The sequence below is a fragment of the Microcoleus sp. PH2017_34_RAT_O_A genome, assembly GCF_020737885.1.
In the GTDB taxonomy this organism is placed as follows: Bacteria; Cyanobacteriota; Cyanobacteriia; order Cyanobacteriales; family Microcoleaceae; genus Microcoleus.
Genome location: NZ_JAEQDD010000148.1, coordinates 1 through 10953, shown reverse-complemented (window position 1 = coordinate 10953; position 10953 = coordinate 1). Strand labels below are relative to the sequence as shown.

At 45.3% G+C, this 10953-nt stretch carries 12 protein-coding genes; 9 read left to right on the top strand and 3 right to left on the bottom strand.

Annotation, left to right across the window (positions count from 1 at the left end; all coding sequences use genetic code 11):
* Positions 1-484 precede the first annotated feature (484 nt).
* Positions 485-736, bottom strand: coding sequence for a hypothetical protein (locus tag JGK11_RS31075; RefSeq protein WP_293186856.1), 252 nt, complete (start codon positions 734-736; stop codon positions 485-487).
* A gap of 293 nt (positions 737-1029) precedes the next feature.
* Here JGK11_RS31075 and JGK11_RS32995 point away from each other — a divergent pair, with 293 nt between their 5' ends.
* The 8 genes from JGK11_RS32995 to cobT all read left to right on the top strand — a co-directional run bounded on the left by JGK11_RS32995 (position 1030) and on the right by cobT (position 8291).
* Complete coding sequence (locus tag JGK11_RS32995; protein ID WP_325315607.1) at positions 1030-1326, top strand: helix-turn-helix domain-containing protein; 297 nt, start codon at positions 1030-1032, stop codon at positions 1324-1326.
* Complete coding sequence (locus JGK11_RS31070; protein ID WP_325315608.1) at positions 1308-2192, top strand: transposase; 885 nt, start codon at positions 1308-1310, stop codon at positions 2190-2192. Before JGK11_RS32995 ends, JGK11_RS31070 begins: the two co-directional genes overlap by 19 nt.
* 321 nt (positions 2193-2513) lie before the next feature.
* A complete protein-coding gene (locus tag JGK11_RS31065) occupies positions 2514-3224 on the top strand; it encodes a Crp/Fnr family transcriptional regulator (protein WP_293152297.1) in 711 nt (236 codons plus the stop codon).
* Between the two features lie 117 nt (positions 3225-3341).
* Complete coding sequence (locus JGK11_RS31060) at positions 3342-4640, top strand: hypothetical protein (RefSeq protein ID WP_293186857.1); 1299 nt, start codon at positions 3342-3344, stop codon at positions 4638-4640.
* Between the two features lie 314 nt (positions 4641-4954).
* Positions 4955-5452: a universal stress protein gene (locus JGK11_RS31055; RefSeq protein ID WP_293152300.1), complete on the top strand. Its 498-nt coding sequence runs from the start codon at positions 4955-4957 to the stop codon at positions 5450-5452.
* Positions 5453-6038: 586 nt separating this feature from the next.
* Positions 6039-6794, top strand: coding sequence for a DUF2232 domain-containing protein (locus tag JGK11_RS31050; protein ID WP_293186858.1), 756 nt, complete (start codon positions 6039-6041; stop codon positions 6792-6794).
* The gene (locus JGK11_RS31045) at positions 6784-6993 is read left to right on the top strand and encodes a hypothetical protein (RefSeq protein ID WP_293186859.1); all 210 of its coding nucleotides are present in this window, start codon (positions 6784-6786) and stop codon (positions 6991-6993) included. The genes JGK11_RS31050 and JGK11_RS31045 overlap by 11 nt, the downstream gene beginning before the upstream one ends.
* A 191-nt stretch (positions 6994-7184) precedes the next feature.
* Positions 7185-8291: a nicotinate mononucleotide-dependent phosphoribosyltransferase CobT gene (cobT, locus tag JGK11_RS31040; RefSeq protein WP_293186861.1), complete on the top strand. Its 1107-nt coding sequence runs from the start codon at positions 7185-7187 to the stop codon at positions 8289-8291.
* Between the two features lie 317 nt (positions 8292-8608).
* Here the strand turns inward: cobT and JGK11_RS31035 are convergent, their stop codons facing one another.
* Together JGK11_RS31035 and JGK11_RS31030 are read right to left on the bottom strand one after the other, a co-directional pair.
* Positions 8609-9004, bottom strand: a complete 396-nt coding sequence (locus JGK11_RS31035) for a hypothetical protein (protein ID WP_293186862.1) — start codon at positions 9002-9004, stop codon at positions 8609-8611.
* A 540-nt stretch (positions 9005-9544) separates the two neighbouring features.
* Positions 9545-9670 (bottom strand): hypothetical protein, encoded by a 126-nt coding sequence (locus JGK11_RS31030; protein WP_293192712.1) that lies wholly within the window; start codon positions 9668-9670, stop codon positions 9545-9547.
* Positions 9671-9734: 64 nt separating this feature from the next.
* Between JGK11_RS31030 and JGK11_RS31025 the strand changes: the two genes are divergently transcribed.
* Positions 9735-10844: an extracellular solute-binding protein gene (locus JGK11_RS31025; protein ID WP_293214257.1), complete on the top strand. Its 1110-nt coding sequence runs from the start codon at positions 9735-9737 to the stop codon at positions 10842-10844.
* Positions 10845-10953 lie beyond the last annotated feature (109 nt).

The following is a 10953-nucleotide window of genomic DNA, read 5'->3' as shown; positions in this document are numbered from 1 at the left end:
CCACATCTGTCATCCAATGGCACGGAGGCAAAAACAAATTGAACTACGGGCAAATAGTCTCGCGCCGCCACAATTTGCTCAAAAAGCTACCCAAATAGTCAAGGATGGGTAGCTTTGTCCATAAATTAAGTTACAGTTCCTAACCCCGAGCTTGGGGCGGTGGCTGGGTGCCACTCTCTCCTCAGGTAATGCGTTCAACAGTTGACAGTTGACAGTTGACAGTTGACAGTTTGAGAGCGACCTCTACCCTTAAGTCCGAGGATTGGAGCAATGAATAGTCTGATTTTAATTTCTCCCGAGCAGGCTTGGGGCTTTCAACCAATTCTTTCTGGTAAATTTTTGTTTCCATCTTTTACAGACTACAGACTTGGGAAAAACCTCAAACAATCTGCGATTTTGGGATGCCCGGATTCGGGCTTGTCCCCATGCAGTCGATTTGAACAACCTTTTATGATAGCTTTCGATCTGTGTTCATGGTTAGAGATTAATGGTACAATAATCTCGGGGTAGCATAAAAAATTGCTCGAAACTGCGTCGGTTTCGGTTGCCAAGAGTGCCAACCTTTAGACTGGAAATTGGTGTGGATTTTCTTGGTAGTGCTGACATTTGACTGGTTCCAGAGAGTTGCAATCGGATGTGGTCGCTGTCTGTCCCGTGGGCGGACTTGTGCTTCCGCTAGCCGATCGACTGTCGGGCCTGCTGACAACAAATCTCTCAGCAGTGTTAAGCTTGTCATCGCGAAGTCATTGTCTTCGCTAACTCGATCGCTCAGTCCCTTGCTGCGCTGCTAAAATTTTGTTAATAAAATTTACTCGGCGGTATGTATCTAAACAATTATGGTATAGTCTTTAGTTTCTAGCTCCCAATCAGAGCTTGAGGCTATAAAAAATATGCTGAGAACCCCGTCCTTTCAAGACGGACATGAAAGCTAACCGGAGGCTAAGGCAATGCCAGTGACAAGAGTGAGATTTCGTTATTGTCATAGTATCTACAAAATGATATAATATTTTGTAGAGCTAGTCAAGAATCATGCTAAATCTCAGTTACGAGTACAAACTAAAGCCGACAGACAAGCAGATTTCTCAAATCGAAAGAACTCTGGTAATTTGTCGTAAGGTTTGGAACTACGCATTGAGAGAGCGTAAAGACTGGATTAACTCTCGTAAATGTCCGATTAATGCTTGCTCGATCGCTCGCGAGTACATTATTCCGGCTGATGCTCCCTACCCAAATTATTACAATCAGGCAGCGGAGCTAACCAAAGCTAAAGAGTTGTTTCCCGAACTTAAAACGGTTAACACAAAAAGATGCTTCAACAGGTGTTAAGAAAGCTGGAAACAGCCTTCCTAGACATGAAACGTAAGGGAATGGGATTCCCAAGATTTAAGAATAAATACCGAATGCGGTCGTTTGTATTTCCCCAAATGCTCAAAAATTGCCTCCAAGGAAATACTATTAAACTCCCACAGTTAGGCATTGTTGAATTCATTAAATCAAGAGAGATTCCTAATGAGTTTGCAATCAAGCAAGCTCAAATTGTCCGGAAGGCTAGTGGATATTTCGTCATACTTTTCTTAGAATGTGATGTTAATGTTCCTCAACCAGTTGCACAGGGATTCCCCGTTGGCATAGATCTAGGTTTAGACCAATTTTTAGCAACTTCTGAAGGCAAATTAGTTAAACGTCCTAAGTTGCTCAAGGTCGAACACCGCAAGCTTAAATTGCTGCAACGTCGGCTCAAGAACAAGAAGAAAGGCTCTAACAACCGTCATAAGTTGAATAGAAAAATTGCTAGGCTGCATCAGCGTGTTACCGATACCAGAAAAGATTGGCAGTTTAAATTAGCTCATGACCTAGCCCTAGATGCGGGAATGATATTTGTTGAAGATATCGATTTTCGAGTCTGGGCAAAAGGTAGGTTTGGCAAACACACCTTAGATGCTGGTTTCGGTCAATTCATCGCGATTATGTCGTGGGTGTGCTGGAAACGGGGAGTACATTTTGAGAAGGTAAACAAGGATTACACTTCTCAGGTTTGTCCGAATTGTGATAGTCACACTGGCAAGAAAGCACTTGATGAACGAGTGCATAATTGCCCTGAGTGTGGGTATACAACACATCGAGATGTAGCAGCCGCTCAAGTTATTCGGTTTTCAAGGATTGTCGGCGGAGGGACGCTTCGTAGACATTAAAGAAATTGCCTGTGGAGGCGGTCTGACGGGAACCGGAAACGGTCTAGTTAAGAGCCTAAGAGACAGGAAGAAGAAAGCGTGAAGGTGTGGATGCGATCGCACCGGAATGCAACCTTTGAGAATTCCCGCGCATTTATGCCGGGGATCGCGTCAATAATTCCCATATTCGACCTTTGACCGCAAAACTTTAGAGGAAAAATTGCCGATTTTTAGCTCCTTGTTCCTCAAATGCTTGAATCTCAAATCGCTCGAATGACTCGGCTGCAAGCTATTTCTAACTGCCCAGCGCAGCTCAAGCGCATAAATTAAGATGATGGCCTCATGGAAGACCGCTTTAACGCCCGAGATCCGCAGTCAAATATAAATCAATTGATAGTTTCTACTCCTTTTTTTGCAGGTTTGCCTGACCCTGTAATCGAGAGAGCAACTGTCCACATCGTTACCCGCAGTCATCCGTCGAATCAAGTGATTTTACTAGAAAATGACTGGGGAACATCAGTGTATTTTATATTGGATGGTTGGGTGAAAATTCGCACCTACAATCTAGACGGAAAAGAAGTAACGCTGAATATTTTAGGGAAAGGAGAACTGTTCGGGGAAATGGCAGCGATCGAAGAAGCACCGCGATCGACAGATGTCATCACCCTAGCCCCAACACTGATCGGCAATATGCCAGCTCAAGATTTTGTGCAACTCATTCATACCGAGCCCCTCGCAGGCATTCGGCTAGCTCAACTGATGGCCCGCCGCCTGCGACAAGTCAACCGCCGCCTGCGTTTGCGAGAGTCTGACAGTACCTCGCGAGTAGCAGATATTCTATTATTTTTGGCAGAGGGGCAAGGGAAAAAAATGTCCAGTGGAGGTACAGAAATTCCCAACCTGCCGCACAGAGAATTAAGTAGCCTCAGCGGGCTGGCTCGGGAAACGGTAACGCGAGTGCTGAGCAAGCTGGAAAAAAAAGGAACTATTCAACGCGAACGTGACGTTTTGTGCATTCCCGACCTACACGCCTTGGAGCGTCTGTTAGTCTAATCACTACAAAACGAAATATTGGAGTATACTGGAGTGGTTATGTATATATTGGAGCGCTAAGCGCGATGTATCTGTCGTCTATTGACGAATTAGAGTGTATTGGAGTTTCATTATAGAATGCTAAAACGCCAAAAAGGATATTCAATTACAACCAAATCAGTTAAAGCGAAACTAATTCGCTCAAAATTTGATATGCAGGAAACCAAGGATGCTTACAACGAAGTAGTGCATTTTTATTTCCTGTTAATTGCTGAAAATCCTCAAGGCGTAAGCATTCCCGTGCAATCTAAGGGAGGCTGGCGATTCTACGAATTACTAACCGCTGGTCATCAGTTTATTAGCGGCTTTCCTTCCCCGCTAAAAAGAGCCGCAATCCGACAAGCCATCGGTGCTTACGAAAGCTGGAATTCAACCTATCAAAAATGGTTGCATCGTCCGAAGCGAATGAGAGATCACAAACCTCCAGTTCATCCTAGGGCATTCCGGTTTAACCCGCATTACGATTCAGGGATGTGGAAAGAGGATGATGGTTTCTCCATTGTTTTGAAAATGCGAGTAGGGAATTCATGGAAATGGGTCAAACATCAATATCAATGTCCTAATGTTCCGACAGAATGGACAAAAGGTTCTCCAAGAATTCAAGTACAAAATGGTTCTTTATGGCTCGTTTTCCCCTTAGAAAAATATGTGCCTGCCACAGGAGGTATCAAGGGAATTATGTCTAACTCCGCATTTAGAACCTGCGGGATTGACATGGATTTAGACAAGTTTATTATCATTGCAACTGTTCTAGAAACCAACGACAGAGGCGAAACGACTGAAATCGCTAGGCACTTTATCAACCAGTCGCGTCACGTAGCTCGTAGGAAGCGGGATCTAGGACAAATTGCAATCAAGATGAGACAAGCCAAAATAGTGAGTCGTGGTTTTGCTAAATCAAGATGGGACTCAATAACGGCCAGAGAAATTAATTTTTCCAGAGCGGTTTCAAGGGAACTTGTTGAGTTTGCAAAACACTGGAAAGTGGATGTAATTAGTTTTGAACACCTAGGCAATCTTCGCCCGAAAAAAGGCAAATTCTCTAGGAGATCAAATCAAAAGCGTGCCTACTGGCTAAAGGGAAAGGTCTTTGAGCAAGTCAAACGAATCGCATATCAAGATTATGCAATTGTGACAACTCGCGTTAGTCCGATGAATACGAGTCGCCTTAGTCCGTGGGGAGAACCACTTTGGAGAGGGGCTAAGTTTCCGTCTGACTCACTTCGATTTGAGGGCTATCAATCTGGAGCTGCATTGGTGGCAACTGCTGATGGGTACAAGGCTCACTCTGGATTAAATGCTGCCCGAAACGTGGCATTAAAAGCAATCAAGCGCAACCTACTAGAAGCTACGCTCAATCTTAAAAGCCTGAAGTAGTAATACGTGACGGTGTGCAATCAAACTAGAACGGTGTTAGCGACTACCACTTTGATTGTACTAGGCTAGGGTAAACTGCCTAAAAATTCCTACCTTACTACGCTCTATTTGGTTGGGACTAGCTCCCGCAAACTGAAAGACGCGACTACAGAGGAGTTAAAAAAGTGAACTATAATTGGAATATTGTGACTTACTCCGATTAACTCCATTTATGGGTTACTCTAGAAGTATCAGAGATTGTTAATTTGAATCTCATTCAACAACACTCTCTGTTAACTAACTGATATTGATGATTTCCCGCCGGAGGTAAAGCTGTGAGTTTTAAGAAAATTTTCGCCGCCGTCGATGATTCTGAACTTGGCCGCCGCGTCTTCAGTCAAGCCTTAGAATTAGCCTCGATCGATCGAGCTAAGATGATGCTATTTCACTGCGTTACTGTCAACTCGCTGGGCGAGACGGCAGTGCCAATTCCGGTAGATTTGGGCTTGAATGCCGAGTTAATGGATCAAGCTTATCAAGCTCAACGTTTGCGGCTGGAAAGGGAGGTAAAACAGTCTGAGGGTTTGCTGAAAAATTATAGCGAGGTTGCAGCCAAACAAGGATTGGAGGTGGAATTTGACTGCCAAATGGATGGCGATCCGGGGCATTGTGTCTGCGAACACGCCCAAACTTGGGGTGCAGATTTAATAGTAGTGGGGAGGCGCGGCCGCACGGGGCTTACAGAAGCTTTCCTCGGGAGTGTGAGCAATTATGTCGTTCACCACGCATCTTGTTCGGTATTTGTAATTCAGGAAGTCAAAGCTGAAAAATGATGCTGCTGAAAATTTTCCTGAGAACATCAATCTAAAATAAGACTGGCGTTCCTACCTAAACCTGGTTTGTGCGAACAATATTAAATTGGGTGGCGAGGCCTCCAAATAGTGAAACCGGAAATTAATCTTATGGCCCGCCAGTGTCGTAAAATATCAAACTTTATTCAGTTGACAATTGACAGTTGACCGCTTGACAGCGACCTCTACCTAGAAAGAAGAAGATTGGATTCAACAGTTGACAATTGACAGTTGACCGCTTGACAGTTCGAGAGCTACCTCTACCTTTAAGTCCAAGTATTCGAGTAATGAATAGTCTAATTTTAATTTCTCCCTCGAAGACTTGGGGCTTTCAACCAATTCTTTCTGGTAATGAATAGTCTAATTTTAATTTCTCCCGATCGCGCTTGGGGCTTTCAACCAATTCTTTCTGATAAAATTTAAAATCGGAAAATCGGAAAATTGGGAATCAGACGTGCAGCAGGCAAGTTCTGTAAAATCTCAAATCTAAAATCTCAAATCGGGAATCAGACGTGTAGCACGTAAGTCCTGTAAAATCTAAAATCTAAAATCTAAAATCTAAAATCGGATGAGTGATTTTTTGTCAGCAGATGCCGCGTCTAATTCAGGCAGTTCACCCAGTAGCAATAATGAGCCACAAACCGCCACTTTTTCAGCAATGGCTGGCGATCGCAAAAATTCCGACCCGGGGACGCCCCCCACTGGAGAAGCGCCTTTGAGGCTCGTAGAAACGGCATTTTTGGCAAGTACCGCTAGCTTGATTTGGCTGATAAATTATTACTTTCCCCTGGGCCCGTTGCTGCGGGTTTTTTTCCCGGTGCCCATTGCCCTAGTTTACCTGCGCTGGGGTAACAGAGCGGCTTGGATGTCAGCTTTGGTTTCCGGTTTGCTGCTGTCGGTACTCATGGGCCCAACGCGGAGCATTTTATACGTGATTCCTTTTGGAATTATGGGAGTTGCACTGGGAGGACTTTGGCGGCGCAAAGCGAGTTGGTCTGTCTCTATTAGTGTGGGGGCGGTAATTGGTGCTGTCGGGTTCTTTTTTAAGTTTTGGCTGCTGTCAGCTTTGGTGGGTCAAGATCTCTGGGTTTATGTAACCGCCCAGGTAACAGAGATTGTGGAATGGGTATTTGTGAAGCTGGGCTGGCTGAGCGTGCCGAGTTTGAGTACAATAGGGGCGATCGCCGCTGGGATGATTTTGATTAACAATATTGTATATTTATTTGTAGTGCATTTAGTAGCTTTGCTGCTGTTAGATCGTTTGGGAAATCCGATTCCGCGGCCGCCGCGCTGGGTGCAAGTTTTAATCGATTATGAGGAGTAATCGGAAGTCATTAGTCATTAGTCATCAGTCATCAGGAAGAAGGAAGAAGGAAGAGGGAAGAGGGAAGAAGGAAGAGGGAAGAGGGAAGAAGGAAGAGGGAAGAAGGAAGAAGGAAGAGGGAAGAAGGAAGAGGGAAGAAGGAAGAGGGAAGAGGGAAGAAGGAAGAGGGAAGAAGGAAGAGGGAAGAAGGATCTTGTAACAGATTTAACAGATGGATGTTGAGGGAAGGAAAAAAATCAAATTATCCGCTTTCCCTCTTTCTAGTTTTTCCGGCAATTACCAATTCCCCATTACCAATTCCCCATTACCAATTCCCCATTACCAATTCCCCATTACCAATCCCCGATTATTACTGCCAACTGTCAACTGTCAACTGTCAACTGACTAATTATGATTCATGTTTATACAGAAATTGAACAGGGCCAGCGGTGGCTCGATCGCCATCGGGGACAAAAACCGATATTTGCCTGCGTGTTAGGATTCACCGCAACTGGCTTAATTCCGGGGATTTCGGCAGCAGGAGCAACCCCGCGCGATCGACAATTTACTTGTTTGGCCGATGCAGAATTTTTGTATAACGGCCCGCAACCGTCACCGCAGTATCCCTTGCCGCCCCTAGAAGCCGGTGCCTCACCGGTGCTAATATCTCGCGCCGTAGTCGAAGCTTTGGAAATTCCCCTTTACCTGTTTAATGCAGGTTTACCCCTGCCGCCTCCCGTACCTACAATTGATTTGGGCGGTACTGCGGCAAAGTGTCTAACTTCTGGGAATGCTTTGGAACTAGAAATAGTCAAACATTTGCTGGAACAAGGATTAATTTGGGGCGCTAAATTGGCCGCCGAAACTAATGGCAGTTATGTCATTTTAGGGGAGTGCGTAGTTGGTGGCACGACTACTGCTTTGGGCGTGTTAATGGGTTTGGGAATTGCAGCGGCGGGTAAGGTTAATAGTTCTCACCCTACCTGCAATCACGCTCAAAAATTGGCTGCGGTGACAGCGGGACTCAATAATGCTGGGTGGGAAATCGGCAGAAAAAATAGCACCCCCCTGGATTTGGTGGCGGCGGTGGGCGATCCGATGCAAATAGCGGTGGCGGGAATGGCGATCGCCGCGAGTCGGACTTGCGGGGTACTTTTGGCTGGTGGCACGCAAATGCTGGCAGTGTATGCTTTGATGCAAGCCTTAGCCACGGAATACGAGCTGTTATGGTGTCCCGAACAAGTCGCGGTGGGGACTACGCGCTGGGTGGCGGAAGACCCCACAGGGGACACTGTAGGACTCGCCTCGGATATCGGCGGTGTCCCTCTGTTGGCTGCACAGCTAAGTTTTGCCAGTTCTCGCTACCCGCAACTGCAAGCTTACGATCGCGGGTACGTGAAGGAAGGTGTGGGTGCGGGTGCGTGTGCGATCGCCAGCGGCCTAGCTGTGAATTGGACTCCAACCCAACTTCTGCAAGCTGTGGAAGCCCTAGCCTCGCGGTGTGAAATTCAACAGTAAAACCGGGTTTTTCCTTTTCCGTGCCTGTCGGAATATCAGGCATTAAATATGAAAAATTCAGATGTGCGATCGAGCTGCCAACCTCGTTGTGCTGCTCAACTAGCTTTGTTTGGGCTGAATAATTATATCATTTTCTGTAGCATTTTTGCTTTCAGATTTACAGAATATTCTACACAATATCTCGCTTTGATGCAGTATTCCTCCTGTGAATTTCGCGAGACAAAACACTCTATTCAATGACTCTATAAGTAGACGAGCATAAATCAAGGCAACTTGTATTTTCTCTCTCGATCCATGCCGATCGCCAGCAGCAATATTTAATTAGACCCGCCTACGTGTGAGTGCATTCTTTTGGCGACCAACTGTTCTTCTAAGGCAGCAATTCGATTGTAAGCCGCTGTTAGCTGAGCTGTTAGGCGCTGGATTTGAATCTCGGAAGTCAGCTCTTTTTCCAGACTTTGAGAATTCTTGTCGAAGTAGTTGTCATCTAACAGTATGTCCTTGTGACCGAGGATGCCGTCGAGATTGCTGTAGCTTTGATAGGGAGAGGTTTTGTGATTTCCTGCTGTCAGGGAGCGATCGTCCATATGCTGCTGGGCCAGCTTCGTCTCCTTGGCGGACTCCAATAACTTTTCATTGAGGTTTTCTACGAGTTTGTACAAAGCATCGACTTGTTGGGTCAATGCTGTAACTTGCTGGCGTAGCGCTTCCATACAGTCATCCTCGGAATAGTAACTTATATCTTTACATATTAGGGAAATCTTTACATAAGTGGGATTTATCACTAAATTATTTAATTTTTGACGTAATTGTTGTCTTCCCAATCCTGACGCTAGGTTGAGATACTCAGCTTGAGGATTTTAGATTTTAGATTTTAGATTTTAGATTTTCTTGGATTCTGAAACGAGGTTTGTTAACTCCTATACTTTGTTCAAACCTTCAATCAGAGTTAAAAAAAACAAAAAAACTCGGCTTCTGAGAGTGGGAGTCCCTCCAGGAGTGTGAGATTGACTCGGCAGTCAATTTGCCATTTTTCGATTTGGGAGTTGAGATTGTTATGGAGACAGCAACCGGGTTTTGTAGTTATTAAACTGTCGCGGATTTAAAAGGACTTTTTCACTTCGTTTGTGGAAAAAGCGTCATCCAACGGCAGAGTGTGGCGCTTTCGCGGTTTCCTGATATTAAGGAATGTAACACAGATACAGGCGATCGCCCGCAAAGACCGGCAAAATTAGCCCAAAGAAATTTGGAGTTCAGAAACGAGGCGGTAAGTTGACGGCAAGACGAGCACCGACTCCGATCGCAGCAGAAGCTAGTACAATGGCTATGTGTTGGAAAAAGAAATAAGACAAATCGGTGCGGACTACCGGACTCGACAAACAATTATTTCCCGGGTCGCAGAACACAAAACATCGGTCAATATTTAGAAAAGCGGATTCACAGGTGAAACGAAGGTCTTTGCTATTGGGCGCAGCCACCCTAACTTTAAGTCAATTGGCGGCAGGTTGCGACTCGAAACCCACTCTCAAAATTCGATCGCTCAAAAACGGTATTCCGGCCCAACTCGCAAGCAAATTTAGCCGCGATTTACAACCGTCTCCGCAGTTGCAGGTAACGCAGGAAGGGCAATTAAAAGAATTATTCGCTTTGTTACAGGAGTGGAAACGGACACCGGAAGCCAAAAATCAAGCTGACTTGGTGATGTTGGGAGATTATTGGCTGACTTTGGCAATTCGGCAAAAATTGATTCAGCCGATCGATCCTGCTAAAATTGCTAATTGGTCGCAATTGCCCGAAAGATGGCAAAAACTCGTCCGGCGTAACGCTGACGGCCAATTAGACGCTAAAGGTCAAGTTTGGGCTGCACCTTACCGCTGGGGAAGTACGGTAATTGCCTATCGAACCGACAAATTTAAGGATTTGGGGTGGACTCCGACTGATTGGAGTGACTTGTGGCGAGTCGAATTGCGCGATCGAATTTCGCTACCGGATAGCGCGAGAGAAGTGATCGGTTTAACATTAAAAAAACTCGGAAAATCTTACAACACGCAGCAATTAGATAAAGTTCCCAACCTCAAAAAAGAACTGGCAAATCTGCACGCCCAAACTAAGCTTTACAGTTCCGATACATACCTGCAACCGTTAATTTTAGGTGATACTTGGTTAGCCGTAGGTTCATCTGGTGACGTACTGCCGCTGTTACAAACTCAAAAGGATATTGCTGTAGTAATTCCAGTTTCTGGAACTGCACTGTGGACGGATTTGTGGGTACAACCAGCATCAAAAAAGCCAGTTTCGTTAGTGGAAAAATGGATTGATTTTTGCTTGCAACCTCGGATTGCGCCTCAATTATCTTTGCTGGCTAAAGCTAGTTCGCCGATAATTGTCGGCATGAAACCCGAGGCTTTGCCCGCCGATGTGCGAAGCAATCCCGTGTTGTTACCGGATGCTAAAATTCTTGCCGCCAGCGACTTTCTGCTGCCGTTTGGAGATGCGGGGATTGCCGAATATCGATCGCTTTGGCAAGAAATTCGACAAGTAGTGAAAAGTTAAGTACGTTTTAAGGTACGTAGTTGCGCTTCAGCGCTCTTTCATAGATCTAAAAAACAAGCAGTAAAAAGTTAAGTACGTGTTGAGGTACGTAGTTGCGCTTCAGCGCTCT